Here is a 20632-nt window from a genome sequence, read left to right on the forward strand (position 1 = left end):
CATTTTTGTACACTTTCCTCAACGGTTCGATCCCTGCACCATATCAATCAGAAACAGGCGGCAATCGAGGTTGCCGTTATAAAGTGGGATTTTGCGTTTTGGCGACAGGCGCATGAATTTGGGCATTTCCCTGTCGCCGGTAAATATGCCGACCCGCCAGCCGGCATAGTGTTTTTTCAACCACGTACCCAACTGCGGATAAAGCGCCTGCAAAGCGTGGACTTCCTCAAGGCGTACACCGTAGGGCGGATTGGACACCATAATGCCGTCCACGCCGTTCGGCCGGACGGACTGCGCATCGGCAACGCTGAAGGAAACGATGTCGTCCACCCCGGCACTGCGTGCGTTGGCAAATGCCGTCTGAATGATGCGACGGTCGCTGTCGCTGCCCGAAATCGGTGCAAAAGCGGGTTTGACCTGCGCTTCGGCACGGCGGCGCAAATCCGACCACAGCGTTTTATCGAAATTTTGCAGTTTCTCAAAACCGAAACGGCGCATCATACCCGGTGCGCGGCCTGTGGCAATCCAAGCTGCCTCGATGGCAATCGTGCCGCTGCCGCAGAACGGATCTTGAAACGGCTGCGTGCCGTCGTAACCTGCCAAGAGCAGTAGTCCGGCAGCAAGGTTTTCACGCAGCGGGGCTTCGCCGGTATCCAGGCGGTAGCCGCGTTTAAACAGGGCTTCGCCCGAAGTGTCGATAAAAACCTCGACGTGCCGCTCATCCAAAAAAACATGGATACGGACATCGGGAGAGGTTTTGTCTACACTCGGACGGGCATCGTAAATGTCGCGAAAGGCATCGCAGACGGCATCTTTGACGGTCAGTCCGACAAATTGGATGCTCTTAACGTTGGCACGCTTTGCCTCGACTTTGACTTTGAACGTCTGCTGCAAGGTAAACCAATTAAACCAGTTGATGTTTTTGGCAAGTTTGTAGATGTCGCGCTCATTGCGGTATGTGCCTTTGGTCAGACGCAGCAGGATACGGCTGGCGGTGCGCGAGTGCAGGTTGGCGGCGTAGGTCTGTTCCAATCCGCCCCGGCAGGAAACGCCGCCGTCAAACGCTTGAACATCGGTACAGCCGAGGCTTCCGAGTTCTTGAGATAAAACGGTTTCCAAGCCGCGCGGGCAGGTGGCGAAAAGTGTATATAAAGTATTCATAGCGTGTCCTTTCCGGACGAGTATTCCGGCAATGGCGGATTAAAAGGTTTATTCGGCGGTAAATGCCGTCTGAAATGTCCGACTGCCGATTGTAATGTCCGCCGTAAAATCGCGCCTGCCTTCGACACAGACGGGCAGGCGGATGCGTACTGCCTGCCAATTCCCCGACGGTTGCCGCTCGAACATATAGCGGTTGAAACCCATATCCATATTTTTCATACTGAAGCTGATACTGACCTGTTCCGTGCCGGCGGGCGCGTGTTCGATATAAATATCAAACGGTTTTTTGGTTGAAACGGCGGCGGCGCGGACGCGGCTTCCGTCCGGCAGCGTGCAACCTTCGGTCAAATCGCATTGCACCTCCGCAACTTGCGGCTGCTGCGCCTGCCACCATTGCAACAAAACGAGCTTGAAGGCGGCAAAGGCAATCAGCAGCAGTGCGGCAAGCAGCAATTTGCGGTTTTTAGCCATTTCCGTCCCCCATTTTTTCATCGGCTAACACGGCGTGTGCGCCCGCCGCCAGCCATTGCCCGCCGTAATGCGATGCCGTCTGAACATCAGCGGCAACGACCAGCGGCACGGATACGCCGTGCTTCAACACTTCGTCCACCGCTGCGGCTTGTGCGGCATTACCGACCCGCCACACGGCCACATCCGCGCCCTTTTCCTGCGCCTGCCGCCATTGTTCGCGGGTCTGCACCATCATCCAAACGCTGCCGGCGTGTTCGGGCCTGTCCTGCCATTGCGCCGCTTCCATCAAAACGTTCGCACCGCTTCCCTCTGCCGAACCCAAAGGCAGGACGCGGTACGCGCCCATACTGTTTTCTCCGTACAAACCCGTTTTCAGGCTGCCGTACAAACGGCGCGGGACGGACAACGAACGCAAAAGCGCGCCGTTGGCGGGCAGCATGGGGGCAACGGTAAAATCGCCCGCCTTCTGCCAAGACCATTTCTGTCCTTCGCGCGATTGCGGTTCGCCCATCCATTGGTCGGGGTTTACCCATAGGAATTTCAGGCAGACATGCGCATGCTCGTAGGAATGGATTTTGGTCAGCCAAGGCGTGGCGGCGAGGATGCGGATGCTGAGTTCTTCTTCAAACTCGCGTTGCAGGGCTTGGAAGTCGGTTTCGCCCGCTTCGACCTTGCCGCCGGCAAATTCCCAATATCCGGCATAGGGCTTGCCTTCGGGGCGGGAACTGAGCAGGTAGTCGCCGTCCCGGTTGAGCAGGATGCCGGCAACGACGCGGATAAGGGGTCGGGTGTCTTGGGTCATGGCGGGTATGCGGTTGGTCGGTCGGAGTGCAAATGAAGGACGGGCAATGCCGTCAACGGGTTTGCCGCATTTCAGACGGCATTATTTTTCGGCAACGGCAAACGCCAACACGGTATCGCCTTCGTCCGCCATACTCAGGCTGACGCGGCTGATACCTTGTTCTTCCAGCCATTCTGACAGGACGGGGGCATAGAAAAATTCGGGTTTGCCCAATGCGTCGTGCCCGATGCCGATGTTGCGGAAGGAAACTACGCCGCGTATGCCCGTGCCGACGGCTTTGGCAAAGGCTTCTTTGGCGGCAAAGCGTTTGGCAAGATAGTTGACGGGTTTGCCCGCCTGAGGAAATTCAAGCAGCTCTTCGGGAGTGAGGATGCGCCCGGCAAACGCCTGTCCGAATTTTTTGTTTAAGCGGATGATGCGCTTGAGGGAAACGATGTCTGTACCAATGCCGTAAATCATATTTGCGCTCCTTTGTCGTGAAATGCCGTCTGAAACGGTTTGCCTGCCCTTACGGCAGCATTCTTGCACGGAACATGGTTTCTTTCATCTGGCGCACGGCCTCGGGCAATCCGAGGAAAAGTGCCTGCGAAATCAGCGAATGTCCGATGTTCAGCTCGCGGATGGCGAGAATTTGGGCGATGGGGGTAACGTTGTGTATGGTCAGTCCGTGTCCGGCGTTGACGACCAAGCCCAAATCGCTGGCAAAATGCGCGCCGTTTTGCAGACGCTCGAATTGTTTGATTTGTTCGGCGTGGCTGCGTGCATCGGCGTATGCGCCGGTGTGCAGCTCGATAACGGGTGCGCCGACATCATGGGCGGCTTGGATTTGCTCGTTGTCGGCATCGATAAAGAGCGAGACTCGGATGCCCGCGTCGGTCAGGATTTTGGTGAACTCGGCAATTTTTTCTTGTTGCGCCAATACGTCCAAGCCGCCTTCAGTCGTGATTTCCTGACGTTTCTCAGGCACGATGCACACGTCTTGCGGCATGACTTTGAGTGCGTTTCCCAACATTTCTTCAGTCAGTGCCATTTCAAGGTTCAGGCGCGTGCGGATGGCGTTTTTGACGGCGAACACGTCCGCGTCTTTGATGTGGCGGCGGTCTTCGCGCAGGTGCATGGTAATCAAATCCGCACCGTGCGTTTCCGCGACCAATGCCGCTTCCACAGGGCTGGGATAGGTCGTGCCGCGGGCATTGCGGACGGTGGCGATGTGATCGATGTTGACACCTAAAAGCATGATGTTTCCTTTCCTCTTCGATTTTTTATTTTGCAGCATACCGGTACGCTGCGTCGGCACCTATGTTGCACGACGGTCAAACTGCCGTATCTGTTCCAACACCTGCCTCGACTTCACCCCTTCAGGAAGCAGGCTGCCTGTCAGCAGCCGTGTGATTTTCAGGGCATCCTGAAGGCTTTGCGCACTGCCGAAACTGCCCGTCTGCAAATCAATCAGGCTCTGCCCGTCGGCAATAATGACGGTTTCAGACGGCAAAACACATTCCCTGCCTACGGGCATGACTGCTTCTTCCGGTCTGATACAGTATCTGGCGGATGACTGGATTTCCCTGCCCTCTCCGTCCGTATGCAAATCGGGGGCGACGCCTAAGGCCGTCAGCAGCTTCCACTCGAAGCGGCGCAAATCGGCAACATGGTCTGCTTCGCAGCAGACTGCCTTCATCACTTCAGCCAATGCATCGTATAACTCAGGCATGGGATCTTCGCGCGCGGTCAGTTTCAACACCAGCTCGTTCACATACAATCCGCCAAACAACGCCCTGCCCTGCGGCTGCCGCCATCCGCCGACCCATTCGGCGCGGTGAAGGGTTTTGAGTTCCTGACTGCCGTACCACGACACGCTGACAGGGACGAACGGAACCAATACGCCGCGCAGCTCGCTCTGCCGTTTGCGCGCGCTGCGCGCCAGCAAAGCCACACGCCCGTAACGGCGGCTGAATGCTTCAACCCACAGGCTGCTTTCTCGCCAAGGCGAAGATGCCAGCATAAAAACGGGTTCGTGGTTGACTCGGTATTCGGACATAATCGTTGGGGAAATGCCGTCTGAACGCTGCCGCGACTACAAAACGGCAGTCGGATACGAACCGATGATTTTGACGAACGAAGCGCGCCCGCCCAACTGTTTTAATGCCGTCTGAACCTTGTCATCCGTCCGGTGTCCCTCGATATCGATAAAGAACAGGTATTCCCACAACGCCGCCTTTCCGGGACGGCTCTCAAACTTGGTCATGGAAATGCCTGATTCGGTCAGGGGTTGCAGCAGCGAGGCAACCGCGCCTGCCCGGTTGGGTGCGGAAACGACCAGCGAGGTTTTGTCGCTGCCGCCGGCACCGGTTTCATGATGACCCATAACCAGGAAGCGCGTGGTGTTGTTCGTCTCATCCTCAATGCACTCAGCAACGGGGCTGAGTCCGTAGATTTCCGCCGCAGTACGCCCGGCAATGGCAGCAACCGTACCGTCTTCCGATTCGGCAACCAGCCGCGCAGCTTCGGCATTGCTGGAGACCGCCACCCTCTCGGCGTTGGGAAGGTGTCTGCCCAGCCAGTCGTTGCACTGCGCCAACGCCTGCGCGTGCGAAAATACTTTGGTGATGCCTTCGGTACTGCTGCTGTTTTTACGCAGAAGGTTGTGGTGTATGCGCAAGACGACTTCGCCGCAAGCCTGCAACGCGGTAACGGCAAGCAGGTCTAACGTGCGGCCGACCGAGCCTTCGGTCGAATTTTCCACGGGGGCGACCAGATAATCCGCCTGACGCGTTTCAACCTGTTTGAAGCAGTCGTCTATGGTCGGACACGCCATAGTGTGTGCGGCATGACCGAAATGCTTAATCGCCGCCTGTTGGGTAAACGTACCCTGCGGTCCCAGATAGGCGATGGTCAGCGGACGTTCGACGGCGAGGCACTCGCTCATCACTTCCCGAAACAGGCGTGCTACCGATTCGTCGGGCAGCGGGCCTTTGTTCAAATCCTGAATGCGGCGCAACACGGCAACCTCGCGCTCCGGACGGTATACCGCGCCCGTGCCTTTCAGTTCGCCGATGGCGTGTGCGTGTTGCGCGCGTTCGTTGAGCAGGCGCAGGATTTCCGCATCGATGGTGTCGATGGCGTTGCGGTGGGGAAGGAGGAGTTCGTCGATAGTTTGGGACATGGTTTCGCCTGCCTGATGGTTTGTCGTGCATTCTAACATCAAATGCCGTCTGAAACGGTTTCAGACGGCATTTTCCGTTAAAGGTATTCGCTTTGCCCGTTTTCTTTCCACGCACGATGCGAGCAGAGCCACAGAAGCGCAATGCCGCAAGAGGTGGACGCGGTCATGGTTGCCGCCATCACGGTTGCCGAACCGTTGTGCAAGAAGGTCGCCGCCATACCCACCCCCGCGCCGATTAAAGATTGGAATACACCCAATACGGCGTTTGCGCTGCCGCCCTCTTCTTTGAAATAAGACATAAAGCATGCCTGCGTGTTCGCACCGACCAGACCCTGCGTACCGACGGAAAACATCACGCACGCAACCAGCAGCCAAAACGGGGGCAGCCCGAAAAGCAGCACGGCGGCGAGTTGGGACAGGTTGGCGGCAAACTGAACGACAATCCCCCACAGCAGGATGCTTTGCGGATGCGCGCCGGTTTTGAGCCGCCACGCGGTAATACGGTTGAAAAACATCATCGTGATGATGTTGAGTGCAAACGCCCAGGCGTATTGATGCGGCGTAACGCGGTAAAGCTGCTGGTACACGAAGGACGATTCGGTCAAAAAAGCAAACATCGAGCCAAAACTGAATGCTTGGAAAAACAGATACCCCATGGCGGCGCGTGTTTTCAAAACACGTTTGAACCGCCCAGCCACCAGCCCGAACACATCCCTGCCAATTTTGCCGCCGACGGCGGGCTTGGGTAGGAAATATTGCACCAAACCGAGCAACACCAGTGAATATGCCGCCAGAAAAACAAAAATCGCCTGCCAGCCGCCCAAGCCCTGCAATACCGCGCCGACCATGGGTGCGACCAGCGGCACAACCATCAAAATGATGCCGATAAGGGCAAACATCTGCGCGGCTTTGCGTCCGGAATAATAATCGCGCACCATTGCGCCGACGATGACCACAGTCATGCCTGCGCCGAACGCCTGTACCGCACGCAGGTTAAGGAGCTGTTCGGCACTCGAAACAAATACGATGGCGGCAACGGCAAGGCAATATACAATCAAACCGGTCAGGGCGACGGGTTTGCGCCCTTTGATGTCGGACACCGAACCGCCGACCACCTGTCCGAACGCCGTGCCGAACATAAACAAACTCAGGCTCTGTTCGATACGGTGAACATCCGCGTTCAGCGACTGCGCCATTTCGGGAATCGCGGGCAGGTAGGCATCGATGGAAAACGGCATCAGCGCGACCAGCATCGCCATCAAAACCGCCATCAGTTTTTCGTTCATCGGAGGAAGGGTCGGAGACATGGTTTTTCCGTTCAAATCAAATAAAGAAACCGTCGCAAACGACGGTCGGTACGGGCGCAAGTTTAACATATCGGACGGCGGGGCAAAACCGGAGGATATGCCGCCCGAAACCGCTTCAGACGGCATTGCCGCTTTCCGCATCCCTGAGCGACAGCCAGCCTGCGGCAAATGTGGCGGCGATGACGACAAACACGCCCAAGGCGGACACGGGCGATAAATGTTCGCCCAAAATCAAAACCGCCAACAACACACCGACGACAGGTTCGAGCGAAATCAGCAGTCCCGACACGTTTGCCGGAACACGGCTCGTACCTTTATTCCACAACCAATAGGCGTACCAGCTGCACCCCACGCCCAAATACAGCAGCGACACCACGCCCTGCCAGCTCCAATGCACCGTATAACTCTGCGCCAAAGCAAGCGAAAACGGCAGGCACATCAGCGATGCGGCGGCAATGGAAACAGATGTGAATGCCGGTGCGCCGATACGGGCAATCAGCCTTTGCGTCGGACGCATAGCGGCACAAAAGCCCGCGCCCGCCAACAACACCAGCAGGCAGCCGAACCAGCCGACTTCGCCGCCCTCTTCCGCACCGCCCGCCATCAGCAGCGCGACACCGGCAAATGCCGCCGCGCCGCATATCCAGTGGTAGGCACGCGCTTTGTCGTTGAAGAAGAAGTGTCCGACAAACACCATCAGCAGCGGCTCGAGTCCGACGATGGTCGATGCGCTGGCGGCAGACGTATATTTCAGTCCGATAAACTGTAGCATCAGGGTAAATACATAAGTGATGAAGGATACCGCCAGCAGGGGCTTCCATTCCCTGCGCGGAATCTTGCCGATATACCGGCGGCAGACGGGCAGCACCAAAAGCGCGGCAATCAACAGGCGCGCGCCAACCATCAGTGCCGGATCGATGACGGCGTAGGCATATTTGGCGGCAATAAAAGAGCTGCTCCAGATAATCAGGGCAAGGATTTGGTAAAACATTTCAACTTATTCGGCTTAAAAACGGTGTTTGTTGGCGGAGGGGTGGATGGGAAGTTTCACCACCGGCGGGGCAAAACAAACCGCCTGCCGGTTTCAGACGGCATCCAAAACCATGTGTTTTAAAGCAGGCAGCCGGGTGCGGACGCTGTTCAGCCTGCCTGCATCGATGTCTGCCGTAACGATGCCTTCTCCTTCGGGCAATACGTCCAAAACTTCGCCCCACGGATCGACAATCATACTGTGTCCGAACGTGCGCCTGCCGTTTTCGTGCAGCCCGCCCTGCGCCGCCGCCACAACATAACATTGGTTTTCGACGGCACGCGTACGCAAAAGCAGCTCCCAGTGCGCCTTGCCAGTCGTATGGGTAAATGCCGCCGGAAGCATCAATACGTCAAACGGCAGCTGGCGGCGGAAAAATTCGGGAAAGCGGACATCGTAACAAATACCTGCCGCCACCGGCACGCCCTCTGCCGACAAGTGCGGTACCTCCCGTCCCGCGCTGATGGTATCGGCTTCGGCATAGCGTTCGCCCAAACCGGAAAAACCGAAGAGGTGCATTTTGTGATACAGACCCGTTCTTACGCCGTCCCGTCCGTACACCAACATCGTATTCATCACCTTGCCCGCCTCGCTGCTTTGCAGCGGCACGGTTCCGCCAAACAACACCACGCCGCACGCTTTCGCCGTTTCACTCAATGCCGTCTGAAAGCGTCCGCCGCCCAAAGGCTCAGCAAGCGCAAGTTTGTCGGTATCGTTTGCGCCCATCAGCACCCAATATTCGGGCAGCAGCACCCAATCCGCACCCTGCTCCGCCGCCCGTGCGACCAGGCGTTTCATGGCGGCGACGTTGGTTTCCGGCGACAATCCCGAAACCATCTGCACGGCAGCAACTCTGATTTTGTCCATTTCTTCTCCTTTTTCCTGCCGACCTTGCGGCATATTCCGCCGATACGCTACCATAACGGCAGTTGACGAAAATCTTTACACAAATGCCCATTTTGAACCATATTGCCCTCATCGGCGTCGGGCTGATCGGCGGTTCGTTCGTTCTCGACCTCAAAAGACAGGGACTCGTCCGCACCGTTACCGGCATCGACACCGACCACGACAACCTGCAACGTGCGCTGGAACGCGGCGTGATTGACCGGGCTTCCGTCGTCATCGATAAAAACAGCATCGCCGATGCGGATTTGATTGTTATCGCCACGCCCGTTGCCTCCGTCTCCGGCATCTTAACCGCGCTTGCACCCGTTTTACCCGCCCACGCTTGGATTTCCGATGTCGGCAGCACCAAAATCTCCGTTATCGAGGCTTTCCGACGCTGCCTGCCCGACAGCATTCACCGCTGTATTGCCGCCCACCCGATTGCCGGTTCCGACCGAAGCGGGGCAGATTCGGCGCAGTACGGCCTGTTCCAAAATAGAAAACTCATCATCACACCACACGGCGGCGAAGATTCAGACGGCATCTCATTGATAGAAAACCTATGGCGCGCCGTCGGGGCCGAAATTTATACGATGGACGCGCAAAAACACGATGCGGTTTTTGCCGCCGTCTCCCATATGCCCCACCTTGCCGCCTTCGCCTATGTCCACCAGCTTTTCGACCACCCCGACGGAAAGGCGTATCTGAAATTTGCCGCCACGGGCTTTCAGGACTTTACCCGCACCGCCTCCAGCCACCCTGCCGTGTGGGCGGACATCTGCCTTGCCAACAGGGACAACCTGTTGGAGCTGATTCGGGGCTTGGGCAGGCAGTTGGACACTTTGGAAACCATCCTGCTTAACCGGGACCGCCCCTCCCTGTACCGCTATTTTGAAGAAGCCAAAGCCACGCGCGACGGCTGGTCTGATGAGAATTGATGTTCAGATGGCATCGCGCCCAAACCGAAACCGCCGCAGACCGGGAATCTGCGGCGGTTTTACTCAACCGGGCCTGCCGTCGGAACGCGGACGGATCAGCCAAGGAATATACTTCCACGCATACACCAAAAGCGCGATGGCAAACAAAACCGAAGATGTGCGTATACTGTGCGTATAGGCGGTACCGGAAGAAAATACGGCAACCATGCGGACGGCGGTTGCCGCCATCATCAGCCAAAATGCGACCGGAACGGATTTAGGCGGCGGATAAATGGGATTGCCCGTATGACCGAGCGCGGTACGCGCCATCATGCCCAAAGTCAACACGCCGATACCACCCACGCCGATCAGGTGCACGCCCAAATTGAGGAAAGCGGGTTTGAAATAAGACGCGCCGACCGCAATCAGCCCCAATCCGGTAAACAGATAACCGGCAAACAGAATCCACAGCATCGGCTCTTTCAATACGGGTTTATACCACCAGCGGTACACCTGTACGGTAAAAATCACACCTGCCGCAAACGCGAAAACGGCAGACAGCCAAGGTAGCGCGCCGTGCGCCATCAGCATGGCGGTCAACATAGGCAGCCACAGCGAAGCCTGCGCCACCCATTTCGGACTGGGAATCTGCGGCACGTTCAAACGTTTGGACGTAAAAAACGAAATAATCCGCATCCCGATCAGACCGATAAAGCCCGACACCATAATCAGCCCCGACTGCAAACCGCCCAACAGCCCCTCGAAATTGCCGTTGTGCAACTGGACGTGGAACGCCGCGTGCGTACCGCCCAAGACGAACAGCGCGAACACGGCAACATAATTGCGTTGATTCTGCGAACGGATAACGGGCAAAGCCATGCACACCGCGCCGTACCAGAAAAACAGCGTACCGAGTATGCCGCTTGCCGCCGCACCCCAACCCGGGATAAAGACGGCAATCCGCGCAGCCAACCAAAAGGCGGTCAACCCGACCAGAACGCCGCCCCTCGTAGGCGGCTGCCCCGTCCAAGTGGCGACGGCGGTCAGCAGGAAGGCGATGACGACGAGACCGGCATAACCCCAAATCATCTCATGCGCGTGCCAATAGAAACCGGACAGCTCGTGCGTTCCCGTGTAGCCGAAACCCCACAGCAATACGGACAATGCGCCGTACAGTGCCGCCAGCGAATAAAACGGGCGGAACGCCATTGCCCAGACGGGGTGCTTGGTAAATTTCATGTGTGTTCCTTGTTTATCATTAATATATTTGCCGCAAAACGGAATCATGCCGGCAAAAACGGTTCGACGGCGGGAAACAGCTCGCGTTCTTCAAAGCGCGCGTGGTCGCGCAGGGTTGTGGCAAAAGCGATATTCCACGCCGCGTTACCGTATTCGGGGCTTGCCATCATCTGCCGCAGTTTGGCGTGATCGCCTTCAAAACGGGTTTTCAACTCAAGCGCGATATTTTGCCAAATTGGGGCAAACATGGTTTCTTCTTCACAGAAATGGATTTCCAGTTCGGCAAAATGCAGCTCGAGTTCGGCACGATGGTCTGCCCCAGGCGTCCGCAACAGACGCACGCACAGGGAAAGCGAGTGGTGGTGTTCGCGCGAAAGCCCGACAAGGGCGGAATGTCGTTTCAACGGTTTCATAAATTTAGGTTACAATAACAAATTATCAAACAGTAGCGCGGATGTTTCAGACGGCATACCGCCGCAGACAGGCTGCATTCTACCGCCCCGACGGACAGGGTTTCAACCATTAAGGTATTTTCCGTGAAACTTAAACCGTACCGATAAGAATAACGATCCATACCGAGAAAATCATGTATTTGACACAACATACGGACTACGGGCTGCGCGTCCTCATCTACACTGCCATCAACGACGATGCGCTGGTCAACATCAGTACCATCGCCGTAACCTACGGCATTTCCAAAAGCCATCTGATGAAGGTCGTTACCGCGCTGGTCAAAGGCGGCTTCCTCCACAGCGTGCGCGGAAAAGGCGGCGGCCTGCGGCTTGCCGCACCGCCCGACCGCATCAACATCGGCTCGGTTGTCCGTCACCTCGAACCGATGCAGCTGGTCGAGTGCATGGGACCGAACAATGAATGCCTGATTACACCGTCCTGCCGGCTGACGGGCATACTCGGCGGTGCAATGAAGTCGTTTTTCACGTATCTGGACGGTTTCACGCTCCAAGACCTGCTCAACAAGCCGACCTACGACCTGCTCTACGAACCGAGAATTCCGATTGTAACGCAACATTAAGGCTGCAAAAGGCTGCAAAAATGCCGTCTGAAACACAAACCGCCTCCGGAGGCGGTTCGGTTTCAGACGGCATTTCTTTATTCAGACCAAATTACAGCCCCGCGGCTGCTTTCAATGCAGCAGCTTTGTCGGTGCGTTCCCAAGTGAACTCAGGTTCTTCGCGGCCGAAATGTCCATAAGCGGCGGATTTTCCGTAAATCGGGCGCAAGAGGTCGAGCATTTGGACGATACCTTTGGGGCGCAGGTCGAAATGTTCGCGAACTAAGGCAATCAGTTTTTCTTCGCTGATTTTGCCGGTGCCGAAAGTATCGATGGAAATCGAAGTCGGTTCGGCAACGCCGATGGCGTAGGAAACTTGGATTTGGCATTGGGTTGCCAAGCCTGCGGCAACGATGTTTTTCGCAACATAACGGCAGGCGTAGGCGGCGGAACGGTCCACTTTGGACGGGTCTTTGCCGGAGAACGCGCCGCCGCCGTGCGGAGCCGCACCGCCATAGGTATCAACGATGATTTTACGGCCGGTCAAACCGCAGTCGCCTTGCGGGCCGCCGATGACGAAGCGGCCGGTCGGGTTGATCAGGTATTTGGTTTCGTCGGTCAGCAGTTCGGGCGGCAAAACGGGCTTGATAATCTGCTCGATGACGGCGTTCTTCAGCTCTTCGTAAGCGATGGACGGATCGTGTTGCGTAGAGAGGACGACGGTATCAATGCGTTTTACCTTACCGGTTTCGCTGTCGTAAACCACGGTCAGTTGGGCTTTTGCGTCAGGGCGCAACCACGGCAGACGGCCGTCTTTGCGCAATTCGCTTTGACGCTGCATCAGGCGGTGGCTGTAATAGATGGCAAACGGCATCAGGGTCGGGGTTTCGTCGCAGGCATAGCCGAACATCAAGCCTTGGTCGCCTGCGCCTTGGTTCAAGTCGATGCCTTCGCCTTCGTTTACGCCTTGGGCAATGTCCGGAGATTGTTGGTCGTAGTACACGCCGACCGCGCAGCCGTTGGCGTCAAAGCCCAGCTCGGAGGAGTTGTAGCCGATGCGTTTGATGGTTTCACGTGCGACTTTGATGTAGTCCACTTGGGCGGTGGTGGTGATTTCGCCCGCCAATACGCACAAGCCTGTGTTGACCAAGGTTTCCGCCGCGACACGCGCTTTGGGGTCTTGCGCCAAGATGGCATCCAAAATCGCATCGGATACTTGATCGGCAACTTTATCCGGATGGCCTTCGGAAACCGATTCGGAAGTAAACAGATATTCGCTCATTGCTATTCTTTCATTAAAAACAGGCTGCTGTGTTTTCAGACGGCCTTTTATTTCGGACAGCGGAAATCATAACAAAAACTCCGCTTTTTCTCTATACAAGTGAGAAACATTCGCACTTGTCTGCTGTTTCGGAATCCTGTTGCGCGTTTCTTACAGGCAAAAAAATTCCCGCATTAAGCGGGTTTGGATTGCCCTTGCGGACCACATCGGTTTTTCAACCGTCCACCTTACCTTTCCGTTTGAAAAGCAGGTTGGCATGGAATTCCCAACTCTTAATGCAAGCGGGCGATGTTAGCAGAAAAGCCTTTCCGCCGCAAGCCGTTCCCTTTTTCAGACGGCATCTTTCGTTTACAATTCGGGCTGTTTCCCCCTTTCACCCCCTGCTATGTACACCTTATTGACCGCCCTGCTCAAATCCCTTTCCCTGCTGCCCCTGCCCTCACTGCACAAACTGGGCGTTTTCCTCGGGCATCTGGCGTTTTACCTGCGTAAAGAAGACCGGGCACGCATTATTGCCAATATGCGTCAGGCGGGTTTGAACCACGACACGCAGACGGTCAAAGCCGTTTTTGCGGAAACGGCAAAATGCGGTTTGGAACTCGCCCCCGCGTTTTTCAAAAAACCGGAAGACATCGAAACAATGTTCAAAGCGGTACATGGCTGGGAACACGTGCAGCAGGCTTTGGACAAGGGCGAAGGGCTGCTGTTCATCACGCCGCACATCGGCAGCTACGATTTGGGCGGACGCTACATCAGCCAGCAGCTTCCGTCCCCACTGACCGCCATGTACAAACCTCCGAAAATCAAAGCGATAGACAAAATCATGCATGCAGGCAGGGTTCGCGGCAAAGGAAAAACCGCGCCTACCAACATACAAGGGGTCAAACAAATCATCAAGGCCCTGCGTGCGGGCGAGGCAACCATCATCCTGCCCGACCACGTCCCTTCGCCTCAGGAAGGCGGCGACGGCGTGTGGGTAGATTTTTTCGGCAAACCTGCCTATACGATGACGCTGGCGGCAAAATTGGCACACGTCAAAGGCGTGAAAACCCTGTTTTTCTGCTGCGAACGCCTACCCGACGGACAAGGCTTCGTGTTGCACATCCGCCCCGTCCAAGGGGAATTGAACGGCGACAAAGCCCATGATGCCGCCGTGTTCAACCGCAATACCGAATATTGGATACGCCGTTTTCCGACGCAGTATCTGTTCATGTACAACCGCTATAAAGCACCGTAACGAAAATAAAAATGCCGTCTGAACGATTTCAGACGGCATTTTGTCATTTGACGATTTCGGACAATGGCCAGCGCGGGCGTACATTAAATGCACCGGCTTCCCTACCCGTTTTCAAATGCATCGCGCCTGCAAAGGCAATCATGGCACCGTTGTCCGTGCAGTATGCCATCAGCGGGAAAAACACGCTGACTTTTTCGGACGGATGTTTCGGCTTGCCTTTGGGGGTCGGGATTTGCACCGTCATGTTGCCGAAAGTTTCGCGGAGTTTGCGGTTTGCACCGACTCCGCCGGCGACCACTACGGTTCTGAACCCTGTCTGCAACAGGGCTTTTTTCACTTTTGCCTCCAACACTTCTACTACCGCATCTTGAAACGCACGGCAGATGTCGTTGCGTGTCTGCTCGGGAATGTCATCCGCCCCGTTTTCCGTGCGCACTTTCTCGACGGCGGTCAATACGGCGGTTTTCAATCCCGAAAAGCTCATCTGCAAATCGTCGGAATGAATCATCGGGCGTGGGAAAATAAAGGCATCGGTACTACCCGATTTAGCAAGTTCGGAAAGCTTTGCGCCGCCCGGATACGGCAATCCGAGCAATTTTGCCGTTTTATCGAATGCCTCGCCCGCCGCATCATCGACGCTCTCGCCCAAAAGCTCGTAGTCGCCTATGCCCCTGACCGCCATAATCTGCGTATGCCCGCCCGAAACCAACAGCGCGACAAAAGGAAAGTCGGGTTTTTCATCCGCCAACAGCGGCGACAGCAGATGTCCTTCCAAATGATGGACGGGAATGACAGGCTTGTCCAATGCCAAAGCCAGCGCGTTGGCATAGCTCGAACCCGCCAGCAGCGCGCCGCCCAAACCGGGCCCCTGCGTAAAGGCAACCGCGTCAATGTCGCCATACGATGCGCCCGCCTGCGCCAAACAGCCTTCAGTCAACGGAACAAGGCGGCGGATATGGTCGCGGCTTGCCAATTCCGGCACAACCCCGCCGTATTCGGCGTGCATTGCCATTTGAGTGTGCAGGCAATGCGCCCGCAATCCTCGTTCCGTATCGTAAAGCGCAACGCCTGTTTCGTCGCAAGAAGATTCGATTCCTAATACCAACATGGTCTGATGCCGTTAAAAACTGAAAAACGTATTTTAGCGGATTTCGGCACGACTGCCGTATCCCAAAAACGGAACATGCCGTCTGAAGCCCTTCAGACGGCATGTTCTGCCTGATTCAAAGCGTTCCGTAAGAATGCAGCCCGCTCAAAAACATATTCACGCCGATAAAGGCAAATGCGGTTACGAACAAACCGATAATCGCCCACCACGCCAGCACTTTGCCGCGCCAACCTGCCACCAGCCGCAAATGCAGCCAAACGGCGTAATTGAGCCAGACGATGAACGCCCACGTCTCTTTCGGATCCCAACTCCAATAGCGTCCCCAAGCATCCGCCGCCCACAGCGCACCCAAAATGGTGGCAATGGTAAAGAACAGAAAGCCGACGGCAATCGCCTTATACATCACCTCGTCGATCAATGCCGACGGCGGCAGCCACAGTTTTCCGCCTTTTTCTTCCGCACTCAGGGAAACCAGTTCGGCAATACCGAGCATCGCGGAAATACAGAACGCGCCGTAACCGATAAAGTTTGCCGGAACGTGGATTTTCATCCACCAAGACTGGAGCGCGGGAATCAGCGGCTGGATGGTATGCGCCTCACGCGACACGCTGTACCACAACACAAAGCCGACGACAACCGCCATAAAGCCGAACACGAAGCCGCCCAATTTCTGCACGGCGAATTTGCCCTCGTAATACAGATACATCAGCGCGGTAATCACCAGAAACAGGATGAAGACTTCATAAAGGTTGGACACGGGGATATGCCCAGCATCGGGACGGAGCAGGTAGCTTTCGTGCCAGCGCACCAGCAGACCGGTAAAGCCAGCTACGGCAGACACCCATGCAAACACGGTTCCCATACCCAACAGCGTGTTGGTCGGCACATTTTTTACGCTTGCCAAAACCGCGCCCGAAATATAGGCGAACAGGGCGAAGAAGACAAAAGCACACTGCCACATGATCGCCGATTGGCTGCTGAGGAAATACCGCAGCAAAAAGCCTTCTGCCGATTTGATGTCGCCTCCGTACAAACCGACGGCGGTATAAGCAAGCAATATGCACAGTGGCACAAACCAGCGCATCGGTTTGAAAAACCAACCCAAAAACATGGCAATACCGGCACTCGCCCACAACATGACCGTTTCGTAAATGTCCATATGCATACCGGAACGGGTCTGTACGAAAACCGTACCCGAAAAAACCAGCGCGGCAAACACCCAATCCCAGATATTCAAATTACGGATAAAAGACTTTCGAACTAGCAGCTCGTGTTCCGGAAGGGTTTTATAGTGTTCAGTCATGATTCAAGTCCTTGCCGAGCCGTTGCAGACTCTCGACGTGTTTTGGAAATTCCTTCTGCAAATCCCGTTCGCTGCGGGCAGAAGACATGGCAAAACGGATTTTGCCGTCTGAAAACAATATCCATGCACGCTTTTCCCGAACATAAAACATGAATACCGTACCTAAAACCAACAATACCGAACCAAGATAGACCAAAAGCGAACCAGGCGAGCGGGTCATCTGCAAACCTGAGGAACGCACTTCCGAAAACCCGTCAAGTTGCAGCAGCATAGGGGCGGGATATTCCGTCAGCCCCGTATAGGCATCCATACTGTGCAGCAGGAAACGGTTCCGCGCTTCATCCTGCTGCCATTCCGGCAATCCGTACCGGCGTATGGTTTCATCCAAAGCGGCGTTCATCACGCCGTAAAGCATTTCGTAGAAATAGCCCTGCATCTTATCCTGCTGCTCTTTCGGGATATTGGACGTAATAAATTCGTCCAACCCCAAATAGCCTTTTTGTGCAAAGATGTTCAGCGTGTTTTCCGCCGCCAGCATGAATTGTTCGCGGATTTCGGCAGGTGCGTCTTTGGTTGCGTCGGCAACCAGACGTTTGCGCCCTTCCCCATCTTTCAAAAACTCACGCAATGCCATAAAGGTGTCCGCTTTCAACTGCTTATCCAAGGGGATACGCAGCCAGCGGTATTGCTGCTGCAAACCGCTGCGCGTGCCGGTAATCCAAAAATAATCCTGTTCCTGCAAAACCGGCAGCATATAGTTTTTATATTCGACCGCCTGCCCTGCCACATCACGGATGCGGTACACGATGGAAGGGCCGATATTAGTGTATTTTTTACCTTCCTGAGTAACGGCGCGGACATCGTTCAGCGTGGATTTCAGACTTTTTTCCCGTTCCGTACCCTCGCTCATGTCCTCCACATTCATAGAAGTGAACTGATCAAATTCAAGACGGTATTTATGCCTGCCGATATCCAACGGAAACTGCCGCATAGATGTTGCCTTCAACACGACAGGCTCGCGCGAAGCATCACCCAAATTCCACGCCTTGAATGTCAAATCCGAACCGCCGTCGGCAAAACTCGCCTGATAAATCGTGATGCCGTGCAAAGTCAAAGGATGGTTCACGCGGATGGTCCGCTCGAGTTTCTCACCGGTTGCCTTGTCCGTTACTTCAATATCACTGGCAAAATCGCGCGGCATACCCGTATTGTAAAAATCGATATGGAATTTTTTCAGTTTGACTTCAAAAGGCAAGTCCTGAACCAACATCCCGTTGTCGGCATTCAGGAAAACCACATCCGCACTTTGCCCCTCGGAAATATTGACGTTGCCCCTAAATGAGAGATTGGACGCACCCAAAATACTTTCGGGCTTGAAATCCTTGGCATAAACCGCCTGATTGTCCGGAACAATCCGACCGGCCAGCATACCCAGCTTCAACAGCAGGTTACTGTCTATCAGCCCGCCCAAACAAATGACAATCAAAGCAACATGGGCAAAGATATAGCCCCATTTGTTCATCGTGCCTTTTTTGCCGGCAATCAGAACCGACCCGTCCTCACGATGGACGGCCTTTACCTTGAAACCCTGCACCTCCAGATAACGTTTGGCAACTTCGGGCGCGATTTTCACATCCATCAGCACGGAATGGCGCATTGCCGCCAAAGATTTCTCCCTGACCTTTTCCCGGAAAGACTTCATTTCGCGCCAGAACGGCGGCACATTGCGAATCAGGCACAAACTGGTCGAGATGACCAAAAAGAGCATAATGACAACGAACCATGCCGAAGCATAGACATCATACAGTCCCAGAAAACCAAAAATCTGCGCCCAAAACGGTCCGAATTTGACCAAATAATCCGTCTGCGGCTGGTTTTGCTGCAACACCGTACCGATAACCGATGCAATACCCAGCAGACTGAGCAAGGCGACCGCAAAGCGCATGGAGCTGAAAAAAGCGAACCACGGACGGGAAAGAAGTGGGGGAGATATACGGGATTTACTCATTGTGTGTTTATTCCGCCATCAGGAATATGGGAAAGCAGAATTGGGCAAACAGAAAACAACGCCCCGATTCTACTGTCTTGATGCTTTTTATTTCAAGACAATGAAGACAGCCTGCATCGATTCCAACGGTTGCGATTGAAAAAACTTATCGCAGAATTGTCTGAAGCCGTCTGAAAACTTTTCAGACGGCCTCTAAAACAGACTATTGCGGAATTAACGCAAACCTTGGATAAAGTTGGCAACCGCTTTCAAATCTTCTTCAGACATACGGTTTGCAATATCCGCCATAATGGCATTTTTGCGCTGACCGGACTTGTAGGCATTCATCTGTTCGACAATATATGCCTGATGCTGGCCGCCCAAACGCGGATAAGCCTGAATCTCGCTTCCGCCGCCCGGCATACCCGCACCGCTCGGACCGTGGCAGGACATACACGCCGGCACTTTTTTATCCGCCAAGCCGCCGCGATAGATTTTCGCACCCAATTCGGGATTTTCTTTCGGATTCGTCTCGCCCGATTTCGGCTGCTGTTTGGCATAGAACGCGGATACGTTCAAAATATCCTGATCGCTCAAATTCATTACCATCGGTTTCATCACAGCTGCCGAACCGTGGGTGCGTTTGCCGTCACGGATGCCGATGGTTTGATGATAGATGTAAGCAGTATGCTGTGCCGCCAAACGCGGATACATCGCAATGCCGCTGTTACCGTCTGCTGCATGGCAAGCCGCACAAACCGTTGCGGCAACCTGTTTGCCTTTTTCCACGTCCGCTTTGGGAGATGCGGAAACCGCACCGGCAGCCAAAACAAAGGCCAATAAAGTCAATCGTTTCATGGAGTGCTCCTGATTACAGCATTGGATAACGCAACAATGCTCTTTTTATATTCAAATACGGGATTTTTGACCCGATTAAAACCGATGATTCTGCAAACGTGATATTCTATACTAAATTTACATTAAATTACTACTGTGTTTCACATAAAACCAACCGCATATTTTGCTGTCGGACAAACGGCGGCGGAAAAACAAGGATATGCCCATGAACCTTTTTCAAAACGCCAAATTCTTCACGACGGTAAACCATCTCAAAGACCTGCCGGACACATCGCTCGAAATTGCCTTTGTCGGCAGGAGCAATGCCGGAAAATCCAGTGCCATCAATACCCTGACCAACCATGTCCGTCTTGCCTACGTTTCAAAAACACCGGGACGGACGCAGCATATCAACTTTTTCGAGCTGCAAAACGGCAATTTTATGGTCGATTTGCCCGGCTACGGTTATGCCCAAGTCCCCGAAGCGGTACGCGCACATTGGGTCAATCTGCTCGGCGACTACCTCCGCCATCGGAAACAGCTTATCGGTCTGATTCTGATTATGGATGCCCGCCATCCTTTAAAAGAACTCGACATCCGTATGCTGGACTTTTTCCACACAACCGGCAGGCCGGTTCACATCCTGCTGTCAAAAGCCGACAAATTATCCAAAAACGAACAGATAAAAACCCTGTCCCAAGTCAAAAAACTGCTCAAACCTTATTCCGACAGGCAAAACATCAGCGTACAGCTGTTTTCCAGCCTGAAAAAACAAGGTATTGACGAAGTCAACCGAACTGTCGGAAACTGGTTTGACGCAGTAGATGTCGCCGCTTCCTCTCCAGAGGAAGACTGACCCCAATTATACGGAAACCGTATTTCCCCCACTTG

Annotated in this window: 21 protein-coding genes and 1 riboswitch; of the genes, 4 read left to right on the forward strand and 17 right to left on the reverse strand. The window is 54.8% G+C overall.

Annotation, left to right across the window (positions count from 1 at the left end; all coding sequences use genetic code 11):
- Positions 1 to 18 precede the first annotated feature (18 nt).
- The 10 genes from Q3O12_RS03180 to Q3O12_RS03225 all read right to left on the reverse strand — a co-directional run bounded on the left by Q3O12_RS03180 (position 19) and on the right by Q3O12_RS03225 (position 8801).
- Positions 19 to 1161 carry a THUMP domain-containing class I SAM-dependent RNA methyltransferase gene (locus Q3O12_RS03180; protein ID WP_301669276.1) on the reverse strand — a complete coding sequence of 381 codons (1143 nt, stop codon included), beginning with the start codon at positions 1159 to 1161 and terminating at the stop codon, positions 19 to 21.
- A 48-nt stretch (positions 1162 to 1209) separates the two neighbouring features.
- Positions 1210 to 1632: a hypothetical protein gene (locus tag Q3O12_RS03185; RefSeq protein WP_301669277.1), complete on the reverse strand. Its 423-nt coding sequence runs from the start codon at positions 1630 to 1632 to the stop codon at positions 1210 to 1212.
- Entirely contained in the window at positions 1625 to 2434 is an 810-nt protein-coding gene (locus Q3O12_RS03190) for an NUDIX domain-containing protein (RefSeq protein WP_301669278.1), read from the reverse strand. The genes Q3O12_RS03185 and Q3O12_RS03190 overlap by 8 nt, the downstream gene beginning before the upstream one ends.
- 81 nt (positions 2435 to 2515) lie before the next feature.
- Complete coding sequence (acpS, locus tag Q3O12_RS03195; protein ID WP_301669279.1) at positions 2516 to 2893, reverse strand: holo-ACP synthase; 378 nt, start codon at positions 2891 to 2893, stop codon at positions 2516 to 2518.
- 49 nt (positions 2894 to 2942) lie between these two features.
- On the reverse strand, positions 2943 to 3671 hold the full coding sequence (gene pdxJ, locus Q3O12_RS03200; protein ID WP_301669280.1) for a pyridoxine 5'-phosphate synthase: 729 nt from the start codon (positions 3669 to 3671) through the stop codon (positions 2943 to 2945).
- Between the two features lie 60 nt (positions 3672 to 3731).
- The gene (gene recO, locus Q3O12_RS03205) at positions 3732 to 4472 is read right to left on the reverse strand and encodes a DNA repair protein RecO (RefSeq protein WP_003676684.1); all 741 of its coding nucleotides are present in this window, start codon (positions 4470 to 4472) and stop codon (positions 3732 to 3734) included.
- Positions 4473 to 4508: 36 nt separating this feature from the next.
- A complete protein-coding gene (pheA, locus tag Q3O12_RS03210) occupies positions 4509 to 5636 on the reverse strand; it encodes a prephenate dehydratase (protein ID WP_301669281.1) in 1128 nt (375 codons plus the stop codon).
- A 38-nt stretch (positions 5637 to 5674) separates the two neighbouring features.
- On the reverse strand, positions 5675 to 6904 hold the full coding sequence (locus Q3O12_RS03215; protein ID WP_308447782.1) for a multidrug effflux MFS transporter: 1230 nt from the start codon (positions 6902 to 6904) through the stop codon (positions 5675 to 5677).
- A 115-nt stretch (positions 6905 to 7019) separates the two neighbouring features.
- Positions 7020 to 7895, reverse strand: a complete 876-nt coding sequence (locus Q3O12_RS03220) for a DMT family transporter (RefSeq protein WP_301669282.1) — start codon at positions 7893 to 7895, stop codon at positions 7020 to 7022.
- A gap of 93 nt (positions 7896 to 7988) precedes the next feature.
- Entirely contained in the window at positions 7989 to 8801 is an 813-nt protein-coding gene (locus Q3O12_RS03225) for a carbon-nitrogen hydrolase family protein (protein ID WP_301669284.1), read from the reverse strand.
- Between the two features lie 83 nt (positions 8802 to 8884).
- Between Q3O12_RS03225 and Q3O12_RS03230 the strand changes: the two genes are divergently transcribed.
- On the forward strand, positions 8885 to 9757 hold the full coding sequence (locus Q3O12_RS03230; RefSeq protein ID WP_301669285.1) for a prephenate dehydrogenase: 873 nt from the start codon (positions 8885 to 8887) through the stop codon (positions 9755 to 9757).
- 63 nt (positions 9758 to 9820) lie between these two features.
- Here the strand turns inward: Q3O12_RS03230 and Q3O12_RS03235 are convergent, their stop codons facing one another.
- Both Q3O12_RS03235 and Q3O12_RS03240 read right to left on the reverse strand, forming a co-directional pair.
- Positions 9821 to 10975, reverse strand: a complete 1155-nt coding sequence (locus Q3O12_RS03235; RefSeq protein ID WP_301669286.1) for an NnrS family protein — start codon at positions 10973 to 10975, stop codon at positions 9821 to 9823.
- Between the two features lie 44 nt (positions 10976 to 11019).
- Positions 11020 to 11388: a hypothetical protein gene (locus tag Q3O12_RS03240; RefSeq protein WP_025457980.1), complete on the reverse strand. Its 369-nt coding sequence runs from the start codon at positions 11386 to 11388 to the stop codon at positions 11020 to 11022.
- Between the two features lie 173 nt (positions 11389 to 11561).
- Here Q3O12_RS03240 and Q3O12_RS03245 point away from each other — a divergent pair, with 173 nt between their 5' ends.
- Entirely contained in the window at positions 11562 to 12008 is a 447-nt protein-coding gene (locus Q3O12_RS03245; protein WP_301669287.1) for an Rrf2 family transcriptional regulator, read from the forward strand.
- Between the two features lie 91 nt (positions 12009 to 12099).
- On the opposite strand, the gene metK is transcribed toward Q3O12_RS03245, so the two are convergent.
- Positions 12100 to 13269, reverse strand: a complete 1170-nt coding sequence (gene metK, locus Q3O12_RS03250; RefSeq protein WP_301669288.1) for a methionine adenosyltransferase — start codon at positions 13267 to 13269, stop codon at positions 12100 to 12102.
- A 173-nt stretch (positions 13270 to 13442) separates the two neighbouring features.
- Positions 13443 to 13553: riboswitch (SAM-I-IV-variant riboswitch) on the reverse strand.
- Positions 13554 to 13654: 101 nt separating this feature from the next.
- Here metK and Q3O12_RS03255 point away from each other — a divergent pair.
- On the forward strand, positions 13655 to 14506 hold the full coding sequence (locus Q3O12_RS03255) for a lysophospholipid acyltransferase family protein (RefSeq protein WP_301669289.1): 852 nt from the start codon (positions 13655 to 13657) through the stop codon (positions 14504 to 14506).
- Positions 14507 to 14549: 43 nt separating this feature from the next.
- Here the strand turns inward: Q3O12_RS03255 and tsaD are convergent, their stop codons facing one another.
- The 4 genes from tsaD to Q3O12_RS03275 form a co-directional block, all read right to left on the reverse strand.
- Positions 14550 to 15614 (reverse strand): tRNA (adenosine(37)-N6)-threonylcarbamoyltransferase complex transferase subunit TsaD, encoded by a 1065-nt coding sequence (gene tsaD / locus Q3O12_RS03260; RefSeq protein WP_301669290.1) that lies wholly within the window; start codon positions 15612 to 15614, stop codon positions 14550 to 14552.
- Between the two features lie 115 nt (positions 15615 to 15729).
- Positions 15730 to 16917 carry a c-type cytochrome biogenesis protein CcsB gene (gene ccsB / locus Q3O12_RS03265; RefSeq protein WP_301669291.1) on the reverse strand — a complete coding sequence of 396 codons (1188 nt, stop codon included), beginning with the start codon at positions 16915 to 16917 and terminating at the stop codon, positions 15730 to 15732.
- Entirely contained in the window at positions 16910 to 18862 is a 1953-nt protein-coding gene (locus Q3O12_RS03270) for a cytochrome c biogenesis protein ResB (RefSeq protein WP_301669341.1), read from the reverse strand. The genes ccsB and Q3O12_RS03270 overlap by 8 nt, the downstream gene beginning before the upstream one ends.
- A 276-nt stretch (positions 18863 to 19138) precedes the next feature.
- Positions 19139 to 19762: a c-type cytochrome gene (locus Q3O12_RS03275; protein WP_301669292.1), complete on the reverse strand. Its 624-nt coding sequence runs from the start codon at positions 19760 to 19762 to the stop codon at positions 19139 to 19141.
- A gap of 205 nt (positions 19763 to 19967) precedes the next feature.
- On the opposite strand from Q3O12_RS03275, the gene yihA reads away from it, so the two are divergent.
- Positions 19968 to 20597 carry a ribosome biogenesis GTP-binding protein YihA/YsxC gene (yihA, locus tag Q3O12_RS03280; protein ID WP_301669293.1) on the forward strand — a complete coding sequence of 210 codons (630 nt, stop codon included), beginning with the start codon at positions 19968 to 19970 and terminating at the stop codon, positions 20595 to 20597.
- Positions 20598 to 20632: the final 35 nt, after the last annotated feature.

It is taken from the genome of Neisseria benedictiae (assembly GCF_958267435.1).
In the GTDB taxonomy this organism is placed as follows: domain Bacteria; phylum Pseudomonadota; class Gammaproteobacteria; order Burkholderiales; family Neisseriaceae; genus Neisseria; species Neisseria bergeri.

What these genes read in the sequence shown, in the direction of transcription:
- Q3O12_RS03235 (WP_301669286.1), bottom strand. Translation starts at nt 10,975, where the DNA reads ATGAAATTTACCAAGCACCCCGTCTGGGCAATGGCGTTCCGCCCGTTT.
- yihA (WP_301669293.1), top strand. Translation starts at nt 19,968, where the DNA reads ATGAACCTTTTTCAAAACGCCAAATTCTTCACGACGGTAAACCATCTC.
- recO (WP_003676684.1), bottom strand. Translation starts at nt 4,472, where the DNA reads ATGTCCGAATACCGAGTCAACCACGAACCCGTTTTTATGCTGGCATCT.
- Q3O12_RS03220 (WP_301669282.1), bottom strand. Translation starts at nt 7,895, where the DNA reads ATGTTTTACCAAATCCTTGCCCTGATTATCTGGAGCAGCTCTTTTATT.
- pdxJ (WP_301669280.1), bottom strand. Translation starts at nt 3,671, where the DNA reads ATGCTTTTAGGTGTCAACATCGATCACATCGCCACCGTCCGCAATGCC.
- Q3O12_RS03230 (WP_301669285.1), top strand. Translation starts at nt 8,885, where the DNA reads ATGCCCATTTTGAACCATATTGCCCTCATCGGCGTCGGGCTGATCGGC.
- Q3O12_RS03190 (WP_301669278.1), bottom strand. Translation starts at nt 2,434, where the DNA reads ATGACCCAAGACACCCGACCCCTTATCCGCGTCGTTGCCGGCATCCTG.
- Q3O12_RS03240 (WP_025457980.1), bottom strand. Translation starts at nt 11,388, where the DNA reads ATGAAACCGTTGAAACGACATTCCGCCCTTGTCGGGCTTTCGCGCGAA.
- Q3O12_RS03180 (WP_301669276.1), bottom strand. Translation starts at nt 1,161, where the DNA reads ATGAATACTTTATATACACTTTTCGCCACCTGCCCGCGCGGCTTGGAA.
- Q3O12_RS03215 (WP_308447782.1), bottom strand. Translation starts at nt 6,904, where the DNA reads ATGTCTCCGACCCTTCCTCCGATGAACGAAAAACTGATGGCGGTTTTG.
- ccsB (WP_301669291.1), bottom strand. Translation starts at nt 16,917, where the DNA reads ATGACTGAACACTATAAAACCCTTCCGGAACACGAGCTGCTAGTTCGA.
- Q3O12_RS03245 (WP_301669287.1), top strand. Translation starts at nt 11,562, where the DNA reads ATGTATTTGACACAACATACGGACTACGGGCTGCGCGTCCTCATCTAC.
- tsaD (WP_301669290.1), bottom strand. Translation starts at nt 15,614, where the DNA reads ATGTTGGTATTAGGAATCGAATCTTCTTGCGACGAAACAGGCGTTGCG.
- Q3O12_RS03185 (WP_301669277.1), bottom strand. Translation starts at nt 1,632, where the DNA reads ATGGCTAAAAACCGCAAATTGCTGCTTGCCGCACTGCTGCTGATTGCC.
- metK (WP_301669288.1), bottom strand. Translation starts at nt 13,269, where the DNA reads ATGAGCGAATATCTGTTTACTTCCGAATCGGTTTCCGAAGGCCATCCG.
- Q3O12_RS03270 (WP_301669341.1), bottom strand. Translation starts at nt 18,862, where the DNA reads ATGCGCTTTGCGGTCGCCTTGCTCAGTCTGCTGGGTATTGCATCGGTT.
- Q3O12_RS03225 (WP_301669284.1), bottom strand. Translation starts at nt 8,801, where the DNA reads ATGGACAAAATCAGAGTTGCTGCCGTGCAGATGGTTTCGGGATTGTCG.
- Q3O12_RS03275 (WP_301669292.1), bottom strand. Translation starts at nt 19,762, where the DNA reads ATGAAACGATTGACTTTATTGGCCTTTGTTTTGGCTGCCGGTGCGGTT.
- acpS (WP_301669279.1), bottom strand. Translation starts at nt 2,893, where the DNA reads ATGATTTACGGCATTGGTACAGACATCGTTTCCCTCAAGCGCATCATC.
- pheA (WP_301669281.1), bottom strand. Translation starts at nt 5,636, where the DNA reads ATGTTAGAATGCACGACAAACCATCAGGCAGGCGAAACCATGTCCCAA.
- Q3O12_RS03255 (WP_301669289.1), top strand. Translation starts at nt 13,655, where the DNA reads ATGTACACCTTATTGACCGCCCTGCTCAAATCCCTTTCCCTGCTGCCC.